This is a genomic window from Arenibacter sp. S6351L (assembly GCF_023016025.1).
In the GTDB taxonomy this organism is placed as follows: Bacteria; Bacteroidota; Bacteroidia; order Flavobacteriales; family Flavobacteriaceae; genus Arenibacter; species Arenibacter algicola_B.
On sequence record NZ_JALKBB010000032.1, the window covers coordinates 52,667 to 71,975 of the forward strand.

The following is a 19,309-nucleotide window of genomic DNA, read 5'->3' on the forward strand; positions in this document are numbered from 1 at the left end:
TGAGAAAAAAAAAGAGAAAATTCAACCACTTTGGATTTTTTTTTTAGAATATTTGTTCACATATTTGCCCACTTGATAGTCCCAATTAACCTGGCCGAATATCATCCGTAATTTACACTAACCAAAAAAAAAGAAACTTTAAAAATGAGTGTTACTGCAACGTCCGTATGGAACCATTGTTTGGGCTTTATAAAAGACAATATCCAACCGCAGGCATTCAAAACTTGGTTCGAACCAATAAAACCTGTTAAGCTTTCCGATAATGCCCTGAGCATTCAAGTTCCCAGTAAATTCTTTTATGAATGGCTGGAAGAACACTATGTTAAATTATTAAAAGTTGCCCTTACCAAAGAATTGGGTGAGACTGCTAAATTGGTGTACATCATTAAAATGGAAAACACCTATGGCAATCGTGAACCTTTTACAGAAAAAATACCTAGTTCCAATAGATCCCATGTAGAGCCCCAAGAATTGGACGTGGCCATAAAATCCAAAAATCCGGAATTAAAAAATCCCTTTGTAATCCCAGGGATAAGAAACATAAAGATTGAATCCCAATTAAACCCAAGTTATAATTTCGATAATTTCTTGGAAGGCGATTCCAACAGACTGGCAAGATCGGCTGGTATGGCCGTTGCCAACAAACCTGGGGGAACCTCCTTTAATCCATTATTGGTGTTTGGTGGTGTAGGTTTAGGAAAAACACATTTGGCCCATGCCATAGGCGTGGAGATCAAGGATAAATATCCAGAAAGGACAGTATTATATATCTCTGCTGAAAAATTTACCCAACAATATATTGAATCGGTCAAGAAAAACACAAGAAACGATTTTATACATTTCTATCAGTTGATCGATGTGCTCATTATTGATGACGTACAATTTTTATCGGGAAAATCCGGAACACAGGATGTTTTCTTCCATATTTTCAATCATTTGCACCAAAATGGCAAACAGGTAATCCTAACCTCGGACAAAGCCCCTGTGGATATGCAGGACATAGAACAGCGTTTGCTTTCCCGTTTTAAATGGGGTTTATCTGCTGAGCTCCAAACACCCGATTACGAAACTAGGATATCGATTTTAAAAAACAAATTGTATCGGGACGGTGTGGAAATGCCCGACGACATCATAGACTATGTTGCCAAGCATATAAAAACCAATATCAGGGAATTGGAAGGAGCAATAATTTCCTTAATTGCCCAATCTTCCTTCAACAAAAAGGAAGTCACTCTGGAATTGGCCCAATTGGTAGTGGAGAAATTCGTTAAAAACACCAAAAGGGAAGTGTCCATTGATTATATTCAAAAGGTAGTTTCCGACTATTTTGAAATGGATGTAGCCACACTACAGTCAAAAACAAGAAAAAGACATATTGTACAGGCCAGACAATTGGCTATGTTCTTTGCTAAAAAATTCACCAAAGCCTCATTGGCAAGTATTGGATCCCAAATCGGAAAAAGAGACCACGCTACAGTGCTACACGCATGTAAGACCGTGGATAACCTTGCAGAGACCGACAAGCAGTTCCGAAAATACATAGATGACCTAACAAAGAAGTTTTCTTAATACCTCCACTGCCATGAGAACCAAAGTCCTTATGGTCTGTTTGGGGAATATATGTAGGTCACCATTGGCCGAGGGTATTCTGAAAAGCAAATTGGACAAGGAAACCATCCAGGTGGATTCTGCGGGTACCGCCAGTTATCATGTTGGAAAAAAACCGGATAGCAGGTCTATATCAATTGCCAAAAAATATGGTATCGACATTAGCCAACAGCGATGCAGGCAATTCACAGCCAAAGATTTTGACGAATTCGATCTGATATACGCTATGGACAGAAGTAATTACGAAAACATAATTGCCCTGGCCGAAAATGAAACCGAGATTGCCAAGGTCAATTTATTACTTCATAAATCAAATGTGGCCAACAAAGAAGTTCCAGACCCCTATTACGGAGGTGAAGATGGATTTGAAAAAATATTTCATTTAATTGATTCGGCATGCAGCCTTATTGCACAGGACATAATTCATAAATAATCTAATACCTATGGACCAAACAATGGGCACTATTGGAAAGTTGTATTTAATCCCAACAACCTTGGGAGATAACGAACCCTTGGAGGTTCTGCCAATATCCATCAAAAGGACCATTGAACAAATTGATCATTACATTGTTGAAAACGAAAAAACGGCTAGGCACTTTATAAAAAAGATAAGTTCCAAAAAGTCGCAGCCAAGTTTACACATCAACGTACTTAACAAATTTACGGAACCAGAAATTCTTCCCACTTTTTTAGATCCTTGTTTTGAAGGCCATAATGTAGGTATTATATCGGAAGCTGGTTGCCCGGGAATTGCGGATCCCGGTGCAGATATCGTAAGTATTGCCCATCAAAAAGGAGTACAGGTTGTGCCACTGGTTGGTCCCTCCTCTATTGTATTGGCCTTAATGGCAAGTGGGCTAAACGGTCAAAGTTTTGCTTTCAACGGCTATTTGCCGATCGAATCCGGGGAAAGAAAAAAGAGCATCAAGAAATTTGAAAAACTATCCAGAGATTTTGATCAATCACAGATTTTTATTGAAACGCCTTACAGAAACGATAAACTATTGGCCGAATTAATAAAAACACTTTCTCCCCAAACTTTGGTTTGCATTGCTTGCGACATAACATTGCCCACAGAGTTTATCGCAACCAAAAAAGTGATGGATTGGCAAAGAATTTCTGTTGACCTTCATAAGAGACCAACTATTTTTATAATTCACGCATAAAAAAACCCTAACAATATGTTAGGGCCTTTCCATTTTCATAATTACAAATTCTTTATATTCTAGGATTTTTCTTGGGGGTTACATGGGATATGTCGTAACCAGAGAATTTCTTGATGTAATATGAAACCGATGACCCAAAGTCATCATCCACATTTAATTCCCCATAAGACCGTAAGTACTTCTTAACATTCCCCGCTCCTGCCAAATGTGCAGCCGCCAGTATACCCGATTCCGTAATCTCCTGACCATTAATTACCACGCCTACAAAACGTTTAATATCCCTTCTCAGAATCCATTTATTTCTGGAAAGATTGGTATGAAATACCCTTTCCTGCAAAATTGGATCGTTAAGAAATAAGGTAGCGTTGTAAACACCTAGCAACTCCAGGGTACCAATACCAAATTGATACTTTCCTAGATAGCCTAGGGCATTGGTGGTAAAATAATTTCCTTGAGATTCCTTAAAGGCTAAAGCCTCTTTAAACCCGTTGTAGGATGTACCTAAAAAGGGCGGCGCAGCCATAGTGGGTTTTAATACAGTTCTGTGTTTGGGAAACAAAACTTCTGTAGGTCCATTTACTCTAAAAGCCTCGGGAATCACCATTTTAGATGGCTTAAACCCATAACTTACAAGAATAAAAATCATGATAACGGGGAACAAATAACTTGTCCACTTTCTCATACATTTGTTTTCTTAAGACTTACAACCAAAAAAGGGTTTGCTTAAATTTCACTTCGCAAAGATATGCCCGTTTTTTAAAAACAGACCTATTTTAACGCAACTTTGTACAAAATGTTATGATTATTGGATAAATGACACCGAAATAAGGGTCATTGGTTTACCGGTTTATCTTTTGACTGTTTATCCACCGGACGTACTGCTCCTTATTGCGGTTATGCTGCGCCAATGTCTTTGCAAACTTGTGATAACCAAAATCTTCTACATTCGCCACAAAGTAATAGTAGTCATGCTTTTCAGGGTTTAAAACAGCATCTATGGCCGAAATATCGGGCATAGCAATTGGTCCTGGAGGCAAACCTGCATATTTATAAGTGTTATAGGGCGAATCCAATTCCAAATCCTTGTACAACACTCTTTTTATAATGGTATCAAAATTTCCTGTATGTAATTTAATCGCATAAATCACAGTGGGATCTGCCTGTAGCAACATCCCCTTGGCCAATCGGTTTAGATATACACCCGCCACTCTAGGCCGCTCGTCCACTTTCGCCGTCTCTTTATGTACAATGGATGCCAATGTAATCACCTGCGAGGAGTTTAGACCCAGGGATTTGGACTTGGCTATGCGTTCTTCGTTCCAAAACCTCTTGTACTCCTTCAACATTCTTTCCCTAAAGCCCTCCGCTGAAGTGTTCCAGAAAAACTCGTAACTGTTGGGAATATACATGGAAAGCGCAGTTTTATCGTTAAACCCATTGGCTTTTAAAAATTCCAGCTCTCCAAAGGCACTCAATAAAGCCGTACTATCCGCCTCGATCTGAAGGGATATTCTACCTGCCAGATCCGCAAGGTTCTCCTGATTGTTAAAAGCAACTTTTACTGGAATATTGCCACTTCTCAGGGAATTGACAATATCATTATTGCTCATCCCCTTCTTAATGGCATATTTTCCTGCTTTTATATTGGCGCTATAGCCCTTTTTATCCGCTGCAGATTCAAAGGTTTTCAAATCCTTCAAAAGTGGTCCCACAATCGCCTTAACTTCTTCGAAGTCCGAATTTGAAGGTATATACACATAGGCTACTTCATTATTGAATTCTGTATTTGGCACAAAGAAGGCCCTGTATACCATAAAGGCGAAGGCACCACCCACCAACATTCCAACAATAACGATAACCAATAAAATTTTCTTTATGTACATTAGCTATTTATCTTTTGAAACAAGATTTCATTTTTGAAAACTCCATTGGAGTAAATCCAGTCCTTTTTTATTCCAACTTTTTCAAACCCCAGTTTTGAAAACAAATGTATACTAGGAGCGTTTTCCTCCAATACATTTACATAAACCTGTCTCATTCCCAATACTAAAAAGGCATAATTGGTAAGTAACTCTACGGCTTCAGCGCCAACCCCTTTATTTCTATCCACCTTCCGGCTCACAATTATCCCCATGCCCACTCTCAAGTTCTTGGGGTCAAAATCAAACAAATCTATTAATCCCAATACGATACCTTTCAAATTGCAAATACACAATCGCAATTGTTTTACTTCATAAATATCCTTATAAGCATTTTCCAGATAAAGTTCCAATACATGTTTGGAATAGGGTGCAGTAGTACCACTTATTTCCCATATTTCAGGATTGTTCTCCAAATCATACAGAAAATCCAAATCTTTGGGCTCCAAGGCCCTAAGGTAAACCTGTTCTCCTCTAAGACTCAACATTTATCTCACCTTTAAAAACAAGTTGTGCCGGACCTGTCAACCATATCTGATCGTATCCATCTGTATTGCCCTTAAACTTCACCTGCAAATTACCTCCAGGGGTAACGATGTTTACGGAATCGCTTTTGGTCTTGCCAGAATGGTACATGGCCAAGGCAACCGCAGTTACCCCTGTTCCACAGGAAAAGGTTTCATCCTCCACTCCCCGCTCGTAAGTTCTTACATTAAAGGTATCTTCCCCTGCCTGATCTACAAAGTTAATATTGCTTCCCTGCTCCCCGTACAACCCATAACGAAGCTTAGCTCCTTCCTTACGGACATCAAAATCCTTAAGTCCGTCTACCAACTGAACATGGTGTGGGGAACCCGTATTGAGAAACAAAGAATTGGACTTTTCCCTTATTTCTTTGACGTCCTGCATCTCCAAACTAACGATTCCATTTTCAATCGTCGCATTATGAAGTCCGTCTACCGCCATAAATGATGTATTCTGGCCCACAACTCCTAAAAAATGGGCAAAGGCCACAATACACCTGCCTCCATTACCGCACATGGTACCCTGTCTACCGTCAGAATTATAATAGACCATCTTAAAATCCGTGTCCTTATCATTTTCCAGTAAGATGAGTCCATCGGCACCGATGCCAAATCTTCTGTCGCATAAAAAAGAGACCAACCCAACGTTGTCCTTTGGAAAAAATTCCTTGCGATTATCGATCATTACAAAGTCATTTCCCGTTCCCTGGTACTTATAAAAATTTAGTAGCATATTGTAATTTATAAAGCAAATATATAATTTTATTAAGGTTTTATTATCAGTTAAAAACTCGTTAAAGCCAAATAATTGCTATAGAATTGTGTTAATTTTACTTGAGCAAATTAAAAAAATGTTTTTATGAAGAAATTTGGAAGTTTATTATTGGTCTCTGTCTTTGCAGGTGCTATTACATTGGGTGCTTACAAACTTTTTTTTGAGAAACCAAATTACGCAGTTATACAGGAGGACAGTGGGGCAAAGATGATTTCATCCAGTTACACCCCAACTTCTGCCAAGGGCGCGGGTATTAACGAAGTAGATTTTACTATGGCCGCCCAGAACACCGTTAATGCAGTGGTACACGTTAAAAATGTTACCGTGAGCAAGGGTCCTTCCAGCATCATGGAGTACTTCTACGGTTATAGTGGAAGTCAAACCCCTCAGGTGGGTACTGGTTCTGGTGTAATAATCTCACAGGACGGTTATATTGTTACCAATAACCACGTAATTGCCAATGCGGATCAACTGCAGGTTACTCTTAATAATAATAAAACCTACGATGCCGAACTTATCGGTACCGACCCTAATTCTGATATTGCCCTGATAAAAATAGATGTTAACAGGCAATTGCCTTATCTAGCTTTTGGGGATTCGGACAATACAAAGGTAGGAGAATGGGTCTTGGCCGTAGGGAATCCATTTAATCTAACGTCCACGGTTACCGCCGGGATCGTTAGTGCCAAAGCCAGGGCATTGGCCAGTTTGGATCAGTCATTTATTCAGACCGATGCAGCCGTAAACCCTGGTAACAGTGGCGGGGCCTTGGTTAACACCAATGGCGACCTTATAGGCATCAACACTGCCATTACCTCACAAACAGGTTCGTATGTAGGGTATTCCTTTGCAGTGCCCAGCAATATTGCAAAAAAAGTAGTGGAGGACATTATGGAATACGGCAACGTACAGAAAGGCATCTTAGGTATCAATACCGTACCCATGAACAGTCCATATGCCGTTGAAAACGGAATAAATGAAATTGACGGGGTCTATATAGCTGGCGTTGAGGAGGATTCAGGTGCCTTTGATGCAGATTTGAAAGAAGGGGACATTATTAAAAACATAGACAATGTTGAAATTCACAAATTTGCAGATCTTATAGGCTATATATCTTCCAAGAGGCCTGGAGACGAGCTTTTGGTTACCATTTTACGTGGTGATGAGCGAATGGAATTTCCAGTGATGCTTAAGGAAAGGCAAACGATCATTATCCCTGTTCTTGGCTTTGAAGTTAAAAACTTGACCGAGGATGAGAAAAAAACTTTTAAGACCAAGAAAGGCGTTAAAATTATTGGAGTCCCTGAAACATACAGAAATTATGGTTTTGAAGGAAAAGTTTTGCTTTCTTTTGGGGATGAGGAAATAAACAATATACAGGATGCCAAAAACAAGTTTGGTAAAATCTCCAGGTATGACAGAGCAAGTATTACCATGTTGAATAAAAAAGGAGAGAAAGAACGACTGATAATTCAATAAAAGTCAAAGCATAAAAAAAGCGCTCCGATCGGAGCGCTTTTTTTATGCCTTATTTTTTTACGAAAACGTTTGAAATCTATAATTTTGCCAAAAATCCAACAAATCAACATCAACCTATGAGCGCTATTAAGCTTTATGAAAAGGAATTGGCCTTTCAAGCAGACAGAAGGAAGGCCACCACCGAGTTCATTAAAATTGCAAGTGATTTATGGTACGACAAATCCATAGAAATTGTTCTTTTTAAAAATCAGGTAATAGACAAGAACGTTAGCGACATTATAAACCTACATGAATATGCAGGCGAATTTGTTCAAAAACCGATATCAATTTTCGATTCGGTCGAAATATTGCGAACTATAAACGATATACAATTACCTCCTTCTAAATTGGATATTGGAAAACTCACCTATGAATATCATTCCAATGACAATAATTACGGCAATGTAAAAGCGTTTGTCTTGGACAAGCTTAAAAGCGCCAATTCCATGAATGAAATAATACCCAAAGATGTGGTGTTATATGGTTTTGGACGAATAGGCAGATTATTGGCCAGGGAATTAATGGCTAAAACTGGCAAAGGAAATCAGTTGAGATTAAGGGCAATAGTTACCCGAGGACCCATAACGCCGGAAATTTTGGAAAAGAGAGCCAATTTATTACGTACAGATTCCGTGCACGGGCAATTTATGGGGACAGTGGATATCGACTTTAAAAACAAAGCTATGTCCATTAATGGCACCACTGTTCATATTATTGAGGCAGATAGTCCGGAGGACATCGACTATACCCAATACGGGATTGCCAACGCACTGATAATAGACAACACTGGAGCCTTCAGGGACAAAGAAGCCCTAAGTAGGCACTTGAGGTCCCAAGGGAGCAGTCAAGTGCTACTTACTGCACCTGGCAAAGAGATTCCCAATATAGTTCATGGAGTCAACCATTTGGAATTTGATCCGGACAGCATTAAAATATTTTCTGCCGCCTCTTGCACGACCAATGCTATAACTCCAATACTGAAAGTGGTGGATGATTCTTTGGGAATAAAAAAAGGACATATTGAAACTATTCACGCCTATACCAACGATCAAAATTTGGTAGATAACATGCACGGTAAATACAGACGCGGCAGGGCTGCGGCCCTAAATATGGTAATTACGGAAACAGGGGCCGGAAAAGCAGTGGCCAAAGCCCTACCACAACTCATTGGCAGGTTAACATCGAATGCCATTAGGGTACCGGTACCTAACGGCTCTTTGGCGATATTAAACCTGGAGATCAACAACAAAACTTCAAAGGCGGCATTGAACACCATTATTAAGAAATATGCATTGGAAGGCGATTTGGTGGAACAAATAAAGTATTCCTTGAGCAATGAATTGGTATCAACGGACATAGTTGGGACTTCTGCGCCTGCAATTTATGACAGTACGGCAACCATAGTATCGGAAGATGGAAAGAATCTTGTGCTCTATATTTGGTATGATAATGAATTTGGATATTCCCACCAAGTAATTCGCCTTGCCAAATACATTGCGAAGGTTCGTAGGTACACCTATTATTAAAATTTTATCAATATATAATAATATAGAAAATTGTGGGTTATTCTATTTAGTTAAGGTACGTCTTATCCCTTTTTTTAATAATTGGGAATATTAAAGTATTTTAGCCCTCTCTAAATCATTATTAACAATAAGAATTACATAAATGAAAATTTCGAAATTACTCTTTATCGTAATGGCTCTATTGTCATTTAACCTACACTTTGCACAGGAATCCGAGGAGGACGATAAACTTTCCTTGGACCAAGGTCCTATTAGCTCCCAATTCGAATATATCTCCAAAAAATCTGGCAATTACAGAGCCGATGGGGTAAGATACGAGGTGGTAAAGGAGTTTAACTTGGGAAAACTGAGACAAAATGTATTGGATTCCATTAATGCCTTCAATAAAAAGGTCAATGAACTAAACGGCACCATTGCCGGTCATGTAGAAACAATTGAATCCCTGAACAAAAAATTGGAAGAGACTACCAATAATCTTTCCGAGGTTACCGAGGAGAAGGATAGCATGTCTTTCCTAGGTATTCTGGTGGCCAAAAGCACTTACAATTTTATTCTTTGGACCATAATAGCTGGCCTATTACTGTTTTTATTATTTTTTATCTATAAATTCAGAAATAGCAATATTCTTACCCAGGAAGCCAAATCGACGCTTGCGGAAGTGGAAACCGAATATGAGGACCACAGAAGAAGGGCATTGGAAAGGGAACAGAAAATTAGTAGACAGCTCCAGGACGAGATCAATAAGCATAAAAAATCCAAATAATTTAAGGGAAACCTTATGGATTTTTGACTTTGGAATTTTAAAAGCTCCTTTTTAGGGGCTTTTTCTTTTAGCTCTTGAGTTAATTGTGTTTGGCAAAAACAAAATAGCGCGAAGGATTGCGTCTATTTTTACTACTTTTGAGCCCGCCCTGTAAAAAACATTAATTGTTATTGATTTTCCCATGCGTATAGATATAATTACAGTAGTTCCCGAAATACTTAAAAGTCCCTTTGAAGCTTCCATTTTAAAACGAGCTATAGACAAAGGGATTGTTGAAGTCCACATGCATAACCTAAGGGATTATACGGATAAAAGTTACAATCAGGTAGATGATTATCAGTTTGGGGGCGGCGCAGGAATGGTCTTGATGATAGAGCCCATTGACAAATGTATTTCAACCTTAAAAAGTCAACGGGAGTATGATGAAGTCATCTATATGACCCCGGACGGAAAGACTTTGAATCAGAAAATGGCCAATGGCCTGTCTTTATTAAATAATGTAATTATTCTATGTGGCCACTACAAGGGTGTGGACCAACGGGTCAGGGACGTATTTGTTACCAAGGAAATATCCATAGGCGATTACGTCTTGTCCGGGGGCGAATTGGGTGCTGCCGTGCTATGTGATACCGTTATTAGACTAATACCGGGTGTATTGAACAACGAAACCTCTGCGCTTACAGACACATTTCAGGATAACTTGCTTGCACCCCCAGTATACACTAGGCCAGCTGAATACAAAGGCCATAAAGTACCCGATATTCTGTTGAGCGGAAATTTTCCGAAAATAGAAACCTGGCGAGAAGACGAAGCGTATAAGAGAACTGAGCAGCTGCGTCCGGACCTACTTAAGGACTAGCCTTGATACCACTTTTTTTTCGGGACCTTCTACGGGAAATATTTAAGGTTCCTTCAATGTGTATAATTCCCATTGATTTCAAATAAAAGAAAAACTTTAATTAGGATGATTTTTTTGAAGCGGATTAACGATAAAAAACGCTCAATCACTTGTAAGTTATAAATATTAGATTAATTTTGCACTCCATTAAATCAACCTCTGACGATAATCGTGAAAGTTGGCTTAAGTAAATAATAATTAAAAACGATGGAAGAGTTATTAAAATTTGTAGAAAACGAATTTATTCCTAAAAAAGATTTTCCAAAATTTTCAGCTGGGGACACTATTACCGTGTACTATGAAATTAAGGAAGGTGAAAAAACAAGAACACAGTTTTTTAAAGGTGTTGTTATTCAAAGAAGGGGAACCGGAGCTACCGAAACATTTACAATCCGTAAAATGTCAGGTACTGTAGGTGTAGAGCGTATATTCCCAATAAATATGCCTGCTTTACAAAAAATAGAAGTCAATAAAAAAGGTAAGGTTAGAAGATCACGTATTTTCTACTTTAGAGGTCTTACCGGTAAAAAAGCTAGAATTAAAGAGGTTCGCTCTTAATAAGCTTATAGAATTTATTCAAAAGCATCCTTACCATCGTAAGGATGCTTTTTCATTTATGAACATTTGTTCAAAACAATAGTTCATAATATGTTGATAATAAAATTGTTACAAAATTTGTTTATTGAATAAAAATTCCCTACTTTTAATATGTGGCTGGTAATTCGTTACACGGATTAATGAATGTCACATAAAGTTTACGTTCTTTATCTCATTGTTATTTGTCCTTCTGTAGTGTTTTACATTATAGATTGCATTCTAGCTATTGACTTGCTTGTGTAAGTTGATAGATTTGTGAATATTGTGATATTATTAATGTAAGATCTAGGTTGTACATTAAGAATACCAAATATTTAAACATTGAGGAGAAACATCTTTGTCTCTTGGTTGTATTATTAAGAATAAAATGTTTCAAACGTTGAAATAGCGACGCAAATGCAATCAATGGTTGCCGTTTTGTAAAAAAGACAAAACAACAAGTTTGTAAACTATTTCTAGAAAGCCATATCAAGGTAGTTATACAATGATATGGCTTTTATTTTTGATATAATATCAACTTCAATATAAAGAATATTACCCCCCTTACTTTCTGAGTTTACATTTAGGTAATTTTATAGTCCTTCCCAGTTTATTTGGCATTTTTAAAATTGTATATTTGCTCCGCTTAAACTTAAAAAACTAAATTATAATGCCAAAAATTTTATATACCAAAACAGACGAAGCCCCTGCATTAGCAACACAATCATTTCTACCTATTATTAAGGCATTTACAAAGACAGCCGGAATAGATGTCCAACTTAAGGATATTTCCCTGGCCGGTAGAATAATTGCTGTATTTCCTGATTATTTAGAAAAGGAACAGCAGATTTCAGACGATTTGGTAGAATTGGGAAATTTGGCCAAAATGCCTGAAACCAACATTATAAAACTTCCAAATGTAAGTGCATCCGCTCCTCAATTGAACGAGGCCATAGCAGAATTACAAAGTAAGGGATATAACATTCCAAACTATCCGGATAACCCAAAAAATGATGTTGAGAAAGATGTTAAGTCCAGGTATGACAAAATAAAAGGAAGCGCCGTTAATCCTGTTTTACGGGAAGGCAACTCGGATCGTAGAGCCCCAAGGGCGGTTAAAAATTACGCCAAGAAGCATCCTCATTCCATGGGTGCCTGGAGCGCAGATTCCAAAACACATGTGGCCACCATGTCGCATGGCGATTTTAAATCCAACGAGAAATCTGTTACCCTTGACAAAGCTACTTCCATAAAAATAGAACTCACACAAACAGATGGCACCAAGACTTTACTAAAGGAAAGTATTAAACTTCTGGAAGGCGAAATAATAGATGCCACCGTATTGAGTAAAAATGCGCTAATAAAATTCCTACAAGAGCAGGTTAAAGACGCCAAAGAGAAGGGCGTTTTGTTTTCCGTGCACTTGAAAGCTACTATGATGAAGGTTTCTGACCCCGTTATTTTTGGTCATGTAGTTAAGGTATTCTTTGCCGATGTTTTTAAAAAGCACAGCGCTACATTTAAGAAAATTGATGTCAATGCCAATGATGGTCTTGAGATTTTACTTAAAAAAATAAAGAGTCTTCCCGATTCTGAAAGAAAACAAATAGAATCGGATATCGAAAATACTATTAATCAAGGTCCTGCCTTGGCCATGGTAAATTCAGATAAGGGGATTACCAACTTACATGTGCCAAGTGATGTCATTATTGATGCCTCCATGCCGGCCATGATTCGTAATTCCGGTAAAATGTGGGATTCCAATGGAAAAGCTCAGGATACCAAGGCAGTAATCCCGGATAGTAGTTATGCCGGAATTTATACCGAGACTATCAACTTCTGCAAAAAACATGGCGCCTTTGACCCTACAACCATGGGGACAGTACCCAATATAGGATTAATGGCCCAAAAAGCCGAAGAATACGGATCCCATGACAAAACTTTTGAAATTAAGGCCAATGGTAAGGTTTCTGTAGTGGATACCAATACCGGCAATGTTCTAATTGAGCACAATGTAGAGGAAGGCGATATTTGGAGAATGTGCCAGGCAAAGGATGCTCCTATCCAAGACTGGGTCAAACTTGCCGTATCCAGAGCTAGGGCTACCAATATCCCTGCCATATTTTGGTTGGATGAGAACAGGGCCCATGATTTTGAATTGATTAAAAAAGTAAATACTTATTTGGCCGATCATGATACTTCGGGATTGGACATAAGGATAATGTCTCCGGAAAAAGCCACGGTGTTTACATTGCAAAGACTTAAAGATGGAAAGGATACCATATCCGTATCCGGCAATGTCCTAAGAGATTATTTAACGGATCTTTTTCCTATTCTGGAAGTTGGTACCAGTGCAAAAATGTTATCCATTGTTCCCCTTATGAACGGTGGTGGACTTTTTGAAACCGGTGCAGGTGGCTCCGCCCCAAAACACGTAGAACAGTTTTTATCCGAAGGCCACTTACGATGGGACTCTTTGGGAGAATTCTTGGCCCTTGGAGTATCTTTGGAGTTTTTTGGTGAAAAAAACAACAATAATCAAGCTATAATCCTTGCAGATGCTTTGGATAAGGCTACCGAACAATTTTTGGAAAACGACAAATCCCCTTCAAGAAAAGTTGGCGAGTTGGACAATAGAGGAAGCCATTTTTACCTAGCACTGTATTGGGCCAATGCTTTGGCGGAACAAAATAAGGACCAGGAACTTAAAACCGTTTTCACTCCTATTGCCGAAAAACTTTCCAAAAGCAAGGACGAGATTTTGAAACAGTTGAACGATGCTCAAGGTGCCGCTATCAATATTGGAGGTTATTATTTACCGGACCCAAATTTGATAAGTAAAGCCATGAGACCAAGTACTACATTCAATTCCATTTTGGAATCTATTTAAACGATTTTTTTTTCATATTTAAAATGACCTTTTCACATGTTGGAAAGGTCATTTTGCTTTAAGAGATGGCAAACTTTTTTTTCCTCAAGGAAAATATCTATACATTTAGATAAAAATGCTATAAATGGGAAAAATTACATGTTTGCCGTTTTATTTACTAATACTATTTTCTTTAAATCTATTTTCTCAAGAACGCTTCACCCTTAGTGGTACAATAACCGAAATAGCAAGTAACGAGACTCTGATAGGTGTCACAGTTGCTGTGCCATCTTTAAGCACAGGCGTTATTACCAATGAATACGGTTTCTATTCCATTACACTACCAAAAGGAAGCTATGAGCTCCAAATAAGCTCTTTGGGATACCAAGATATTAACCAAACTATTGATCTGTCCTTCGATCAAAAAATAAATTTCCAGTTACTTGAAGTTGCAGAGCAATTGGAAGAGGTAGTGGTTACTGAGGATATTGAAAAATTAAATATCCGAAAACCTCAGATGAGCGTTAACTCCCTTTCTGTAGAAACCATAAAAAAAATACCGGTAATTCTAGGAGAGGCCGATATTATAAAATCCATACTCCTTTTACCTGGAGTTAGCAACGCTGGCGAAGGAGCATCAGGATTCAATGTAAGGGGAGGTGCCGTAGACCAAAACCTTATTCTGTTGGACGAGGCCACTATTTTCAATTCCTCCCACTTATTTGGCTTCTTCTCCGTTTTTAACCCAGATGCCATAAAGGATGTAAAATTATTCAAAGGAGGTATCCCTTCCCGTTACGGAGGTAGGCTTTCTTCGGTATTGGAGATTTTTCAAAAAGAAGGGAACAGCAAAGAAGTAAAAGTTAACGGTGGCATTGGTGCAGTGGCCAGCAGGCTCTTGGTAGAGGGACCCATAATTAGGGACAAAGCCGCATTTCTTATCGGTGGCAGGGCATCTTACGCCCATTTATTCCTTCCGCTTTTCGATATAGATAACACAGCCTATTTCTACGATTTAAATACGAAATTAAATTTCAAGTTAAATGAGCGCAACAATATTTATTTATCTGGATATTTTGGCAGGGATGTCTTTAGCATAAGTGACAGCTTTGTGAATACCTATGGCAATGCTGTACTTAATTTTAGGTGGAACCATTTATTCTCGGACAAACTATTCTCTAATTTGTCTTTGATATATTCTGACTATTACTACGGTTTAAAACTGGATTTTGTTGGTTTTAAATGGAATTCGGGAATTCAAAATTTTAATCTGAAATACGATTTCAAACATTATTTGAGCAATAATTTTCAGGTAAACTATGGTATCAATAACATATATTATCGCTTTAATCCTGGCAAGATAGAACCCAGTGATTCGGAATCGGGAATAATTGAAAATCAATTGATCCAAAAATATGCCAATGAATTTGCTTTATATGTAGATATTGAACAGGATATTACTGATAAATTAAGTTTACAGTACGGATTACGTCTCAGTAACTTCATACGCTTCGGACAGGATGAACTAAATGTTTATGAAAATGACAATCCAGTTTATTTTGACCCCTTACTACAAATATATAAAGAAGCGGATCCAGTAAGTGTTATATATCCGAAACGCAGTGAGAAATTAGCGACCTTTACCAATTTGGAGCCCCGTTTGGCATTAGCCTATACGATTAATCCCGACAATTCCATAAAAGCTAGTTATACAAGATTAACACAATATCTTCACCTGCTTTCCAATACCAGTTCCCCTACTCCACTCGATGTTTGGACCCCAAGCGGACCCTTTATAAAACCACAATTATTGGACCAGTATGCATTGGGATATTTCAAAAATCTGAAGGACGGAGATTATTCCTTGGAAACCGAAGTTTTTTATAAGGATATCCAAAATAGAATAGACTATATAGACGGTGCCAATTTAATTGCCAATGATGCCATAGAGCAGGTAATCCTGAACGGAGAGGCAAGGGCTTATGGATTTGAGCTGCTTTTGAGAAAAAACAGGGATAGATTTGAAGGTTGGCTGGCCTACACCCTGTCCAAATCGGAGCAAAGGACCCCTGGGCGTAATGCTTCGGAAACAGGTATTAATTCAGGAAATTGGTACAACACTCCCTATGACAAGACCCATGATTTTTCCCTCTATGTAAATTACGAACTAAATGAAAAGTGGAGCTTTAACAGCAATTTTGTTTTCCAGACCGGGCAACCTACCAATTATCCCATAGGCCAATTCGAATTTCAAAATTTAGCAGTTCCTTATTACGGCCTTAGAAACAAACAACGACTGCCTGCATATCACAGAATTGATTTTTCGGCCACACTTACCCCCCGAAAAAACAAGGACAGGAAATTAAAATCGGAATGGGTTTTTAGTATTTACAACCTATACAACAGAAGAAATGCCGCCTCTATCGGTTTCAGTCGAAATGGGGACACAGGGGTGAATGAAGCAGTCCGGACCTCAATTTTTGGTTTGGTACCCGCCGCCACCTATAACATCAAATTCTAAAGAAATGAAGAACATTATAGTTTTAATCTCGTGTTTTATAACCTTTGGGTGTCAGGATGTAATTGAAGTAGACCTTCCTACAGAAGAACCTAGATTAGTTATTGATGCCTTGATCAGGTTGGAAGATATGGACAACCCATCCGTATTGGTCCAAATAAGGGCCAGTCTAACAAGTTCATTCTTTGATGAGGTAATGCCCGCCCAACTACAGGAAATCACCCTCACAAATACGGAATCCGGTGCTATTTTAACTTTGGAAGAATCCATTCCTGATACCGGTGTTTATGAAAATGAATGGGATTTGCAGGAATTGACCCAAGGGGAATTGGAACTTAATATTCAATATGGTGGCCAAACCTATTTGGCCACAACCAAATACGTTCCTGCCGTTCCCTTGGACTCCTTGGAACAGGGAACAACTACTTTGTTTGGAGACGATGAAACGGAAGTAATTATTACCTTCACAGATAATGGGGAACGGGATGATTACTATTTGTTCGATTTTGATTTCGGCGAGTATTTGGTGAGCGAAGATGAATTTTATCAGGGAAAGCGATTTCAATTTTCGTTTTTTTACGAAAGTGAATTGGAAGATGAAAGATTGGTAACAATTAGTATTTTAGGCATAGATCAGGACTTTTTTAATTATATGAACCAATTGATTCAACAAAGTGGAGCGGATAACGGCCCCTTTAGTACTCCTGCCACTACAGTTAAGGGGAATATTATTAATGTGACTAATACAGGTAACAATGACAATACCAGTAAAAACAATTTTGCATTGGGTTATTTTGCCATATGCGAGACGTTTTCGGATACACTTATAATAAAAAAATAATCTATATAATTAAGCCTGTCCAAGATTAAAATTATGAGAACAAATAAAGCCCTATTATTAAAAGGATTAAAATATATTGCCTATACCATTGCCCTAATGTTCACTGCCCCCATAGTAATATATCAGGCCTTTAAAAATCAAGGTCACCCATTATATTGGCCAGTCTTGATTGTTGGTCTTATTCTAGCCATTGCCGCTATTAGCCTTGGCTTTTATAGTATGAAATTAATTATGGATGCCCTCTTCAACAAGGATAACAAGCAAGATTAATTTTTACCGTCCTTTAATACTATAAGCCCTACAGCACCTTTTTTTTGCTAAATAAATCTGACGTTCAGTATAAATGTACCCCAGCGTTAATTAATCCCTTCCTAATCTTTATCCTATTATAACCCAATCATAATCGTTCCGGTCTTCCAAGGAAAATGGTTATTTTCGTATTTAAAAACTAATTCAATGACCTTATTTGTAGATATGGACGAAGTGTTCGCTGATGCGTATAACGCACACATAACACTTTACAATGCGGAATTTAATGAAAACCTTACCGAATTGGACTGTATGGGCCGGGAGGTTTGGCAAAGTGTTCCCGAAGAACGACAACTTAGCGTAAGAAGCCATGCTAGAACAGATGGTTTCTTCAGAACACTGGAGCCCATCAAGGACAGCAAAGAGGTTTTAAAGGAACTCTCTTTGAAATATGATCTTTACGTAGCCTCAGCCGCTATGGAATATCCCAATTCATTAAGGGAGAAAAGCGATTGGTTGGATGAACATTTCCCTTTTATACATTGGAGAAATAGAATCCTCTGTGGTAGCAAGCATATTCTAAATGGAGATATTTTGATAGATGATCGCAGCTACAATCTAGAGCATTTCCAGGGAAGGAAAATATTGTTTACCTCTCCTCACAATATACACACCAAAGGATATGAACGTGCCGACAATTGGTTGGAAGTAGGGAATTTACTGCTATAAGTATTTAATGTGCACTCGATAAAGGAAATGTACCAATAATTTAATGTAGCAATGTATCAATTGGGTGATTTGGAAACTGAATGATTTGATGATTTGAAGATGGGTCGATTTGAAAATGTAGCAATTGTTCAATGTACCGATTGCTTAGCAAACCTAATAATGACCGTCCCTAGGTACAAACGCTGCGCAGTACGAACGGCTACTGGAACTGATCACGCCAGCGGCGTGCCCTGTGTTGGATATAGTACAAAAAAAAGTCCCCTCATCTGATGATGAAGGGACTCTCAAAAAAAGGCGGCGGCCTATTCAAGGACAGCCCGTTACTGCAAGCGTAGCGAAGCAGGAACGGATGCTGGAACCGATCACGCAAATGGCGTGCATTCAATGACAGCCCATGGGCACTAACGCAGTGCAGTGGACATGGAAGCAGGAACCGATCACGCCAGCGGCGTGCCCTGTGTTGGATATAGCACAAAAAAAAAGTCCCCTCATCTGATGATGAAGGGACTCTCAAAAAAAGGCGGCGGCCTATTCAATGACAGCCCGTTACTGCAAGCGTAGCAAAGCAGGAACGGATGCTGGAACTGATCACGCCAGCGGCGTGCATTCAATGACAGCCCATGGGCACTAACGAAGTGCAGTGGACATGGAAGCAGGAACCGATCACGCCAGCGGCGTGCCCTGTGTTGGATATAGTACAAAAAAAAGTCCCCTCATCTGGTGATGAAGGGACTCTCAAAAAAAGGCGGCGGCCTACTCTCCCACTTGGTGTAGCAGTACCATCGGCGCAGACGGGCTTAACTTCCCTGTTCGGAATGGTAAGGGGTGGG

17 protein-coding genes are annotated in these 19,309 nt (G+C 38.7%); 13 read left to right on the forward strand and 4 right to left on the reverse strand.

The genetic code is table 11. The annotated features are described in order from the left end of the window. Positions 1-144 precede the first annotated feature (144 nt). The 3 genes from dnaA to MWU82_RS20570 are packed head-to-tail and all read left to right on the forward strand — an operon-like array spanning position 145 to position 2,774. Positions 145-1,569 (forward strand): chromosomal replication initiator protein DnaA, encoded by a 1,425-nt coding sequence (dnaA, locus tag MWU82_RS20560; RefSeq protein ID WP_111625544.1) that lies wholly within the window; start codon positions 145-147, stop codon positions 1,567-1,569. Positions 1,570-1,582: 13 nt separating this feature from the next. Beyond that, complete coding sequence (locus MWU82_RS20565; RefSeq protein ID WP_247097748.1) at positions 1,583-2,041, forward strand: low molecular weight protein-tyrosine-phosphatase; 459 nt, start codon at positions 1,583-1,585, stop codon at positions 2,039-2,041. 10 nt (positions 2,042-2,051) lie between these two features. Further along, positions 2,052-2,774, forward strand: coding sequence for an SAM-dependent methyltransferase (locus tag MWU82_RS20570; RefSeq protein WP_215946265.1), 723 nt, complete (start codon positions 2,052-2,054; stop codon positions 2,772-2,774). Positions 2,775-2,826: 52 nt separating this feature from the next. On the opposite strand, the gene MWU82_RS20575 is transcribed toward MWU82_RS20570, so the two are convergent. From MWU82_RS20575 to dapF, 4 genes are all read right to left on the reverse strand, one after another. Next, on the reverse strand, positions 2,827-3,456 hold the full coding sequence (locus MWU82_RS20575) for a hypothetical protein (RefSeq protein WP_215946266.1): 630 nt from the start codon (positions 3,454-3,456) through the stop codon (positions 2,827-2,829). Positions 3,457-3,613: 157 nt separating this feature from the next. Continuing rightward, positions 3,614-4,657 (reverse strand): endolytic transglycosylase MltG, encoded by a 1,044-nt coding sequence (gene mltG / locus MWU82_RS20580; RefSeq protein ID WP_247097749.1) that lies wholly within the window; start codon positions 4,655-4,657, stop codon positions 3,614-3,616. Then, positions 4,657-5,181 (reverse strand): GNAT family protein, encoded by a 525-nt coding sequence (locus MWU82_RS20585; RefSeq protein ID WP_215946268.1) that lies wholly within the window; start codon positions 5,179-5,181, stop codon positions 4,657-4,659. The genes mltG and MWU82_RS20585 overlap by 1 nt, the downstream gene beginning before the upstream one ends. Next, on the reverse strand, positions 5,168-5,950 hold the full coding sequence (dapF, locus tag MWU82_RS20590) for a diaminopimelate epimerase (protein WP_215946269.1): 783 nt from the start codon (positions 5,948-5,950) through the stop codon (positions 5,168-5,170). The genes MWU82_RS20585 and dapF overlap by 14 nt, the downstream gene beginning before the upstream one ends. Positions 5,951-6,076: 126 nt before the next feature. Here dapF and MWU82_RS20595 point away from each other — a divergent pair, with 126 nt between their 5' ends. The 10 genes from MWU82_RS20595 to MWU82_RS20640 all read left to right on the forward strand — a co-directional run bounded on the left by MWU82_RS20595 (position 6,077) and on the right by MWU82_RS20640 (position 18,479). After that, positions 6,077-7,471, forward strand: coding sequence for a trypsin-like peptidase domain-containing protein (locus MWU82_RS20595; protein ID WP_215946270.1), 1,395 nt, complete (start codon positions 6,077-6,079; stop codon positions 7,469-7,471). 116 nt (positions 7,472-7,587) lie between these two features. Next, complete coding sequence (locus MWU82_RS20600) at positions 7,588-9,036, forward strand: glyceraldehyde-3-phosphate dehydrogenase (protein WP_215948764.1); 1,449 nt, start codon at positions 7,588-7,590, stop codon at positions 9,034-9,036. Positions 9,037-9,178: 142 nt separating this feature from the next. Next, positions 9,179-9,799 carry a tRNA (guanine-N1)-methyltransferase gene (locus MWU82_RS20605; RefSeq protein WP_247097750.1) on the forward strand — a complete coding sequence of 207 codons (621 nt, stop codon included), beginning with the start codon at positions 9,179-9,181 and terminating at the stop codon, positions 9,797-9,799. Positions 9,800-9,980: 181 nt separating this feature from the next. Next, complete coding sequence (gene trmD, locus MWU82_RS20610; protein ID WP_215948758.1) at positions 9,981-10,658, forward strand: tRNA (guanosine(37)-N1)-methyltransferase TrmD; 678 nt, start codon at positions 9,981-9,983, stop codon at positions 10,656-10,658. 246 nt (positions 10,659-10,904) lie between these two features. Continuing rightward, positions 10,905-11,255 (forward strand): 50S ribosomal protein L19, encoded by a 351-nt coding sequence (rplS, locus tag MWU82_RS20615; RefSeq protein WP_103440983.1) that lies wholly within the window; start codon positions 10,905-10,907, stop codon positions 11,253-11,255. Positions 11,256-11,943: 688 nt separating this feature from the next. Beyond that, positions 11,944-14,163, forward strand: coding sequence for an NADP-dependent isocitrate dehydrogenase (locus MWU82_RS20620; RefSeq protein WP_247097751.1), 2,220 nt, complete (start codon positions 11,944-11,946; stop codon positions 14,161-14,163). A gap of 124 nt (positions 14,164-14,287) precedes the next feature. Then, entirely contained in the window at positions 14,288-16,663 is a 2,376-nt protein-coding gene (locus MWU82_RS20625; protein ID WP_247097752.1) for a TonB-dependent receptor, read from the forward strand. A gap of 4 nt (positions 16,664-16,667) precedes the next feature. Then, positions 16,668-17,501 (forward strand): DUF4249 family protein, encoded by an 834-nt coding sequence (locus tag MWU82_RS20630; RefSeq protein WP_247097753.1) that lies wholly within the window; start codon positions 16,668-16,670, stop codon positions 17,499-17,501. 33 nt (positions 17,502-17,534) lie between these two features. Then, a complete protein-coding gene (locus MWU82_RS20635) occupies positions 17,535-17,771 on the forward strand; it encodes a DUF6095 family protein (RefSeq protein ID WP_215948762.1) in 237 nt (78 codons plus the stop codon). Between the two features lie 186 nt (positions 17,772-17,957). Further along, complete coding sequence (locus tag MWU82_RS20640; RefSeq protein ID WP_215948763.1) at positions 17,958-18,479, forward strand: 5'(3')-deoxyribonucleotidase; 522 nt, start codon at positions 17,958-17,960, stop codon at positions 18,477-18,479. Positions 18,480-19,309 lie beyond the last annotated feature (830 nt).

Coding starts and splice junctions, on each gene's coding strand:
- MWU82_RS20640 (WP_215948763.1), top strand. CDS start 17,958: ATGACCTTATTTGTAGATATGGACGAAGTGTTCGCTGATGCGTATAAC.
- MWU82_RS20600 (WP_215948764.1), top strand. CDS start 7,588: ATGAGCGCTATTAAGCTTTATGAAAAGGAATTGGCCTTTCAAGCAGAC.
- MWU82_RS20620 (WP_247097751.1), top strand. CDS start 11,944: ATGCCAAAAATTTTATATACCAAAACAGACGAAGCCCCTGCATTAGCA.
- MWU82_RS20575 (WP_215946266.1), bottom strand. CDS start 3,456: ATGAGAAAGTGGACAAGTTATTTGTTCCCCGTTATCATGATTTTTATT.
- MWU82_RS20635 (WP_215948762.1), top strand. CDS start 17,535: ATGAGAACAAATAAAGCCCTATTATTAAAAGGATTAAAATATATTGCC.
- mltG (WP_247097749.1), bottom strand. CDS start 4,657: ATGTACATAAAGAAAATTTTATTGGTTATCGTTATTGTTGGAATGTTG.
- dapF (WP_215946269.1), bottom strand. CDS start 5,950: ATGCTACTAAATTTTTATAAGTACCAGGGAACGGGAAATGACTTTGTA.
- MWU82_RS20625 (WP_247097752.1), top strand. CDS start 14,288: ATGGGAAAAATTACATGTTTGCCGTTTTATTTACTAATACTATTTTCT.
- rplS (WP_103440983.1), top strand. CDS start 10,905: ATGGAAGAGTTATTAAAATTTGTAGAAAACGAATTTATTCCTAAAAAA.
- dnaA (WP_111625544.1), top strand. CDS start 145: ATGAGTGTTACTGCAACGTCCGTATGGAACCATTGTTTGGGCTTTATA.
- MWU82_RS20570 (WP_215946265.1), top strand. CDS start 2,052: ATGGACCAAACAATGGGCACTATTGGAAAGTTGTATTTAATCCCAACA.
- MWU82_RS20605 (WP_247097750.1), top strand. CDS start 9,179: ATGAAAATTTCGAAATTACTCTTTATCGTAATGGCTCTATTGTCATTT.
- MWU82_RS20565 (WP_247097748.1), top strand. CDS start 1,583: ATGAGAACCAAAGTCCTTATGGTCTGTTTGGGGAATATATGTAGGTCA.
- trmD (WP_215948758.1), top strand. CDS start 9,981: ATGCGTATAGATATAATTACAGTAGTTCCCGAAATACTTAAAAGTCCC.
- MWU82_RS20595 (WP_215946270.1), top strand. CDS start 6,077: ATGAAGAAATTTGGAAGTTTATTATTGGTCTCTGTCTTTGCAGGTGCT.
- MWU82_RS20630 (WP_247097753.1), top strand. CDS start 16,668: ATGAAGAACATTATAGTTTTAATCTCGTGTTTTATAACCTTTGGGTGT.
- MWU82_RS20585 (WP_215946268.1), bottom strand. CDS start 5,181: ATGTTGAGTCTTAGAGGAGAACAGGTTTACCTTAGGGCCTTGGAGCCC.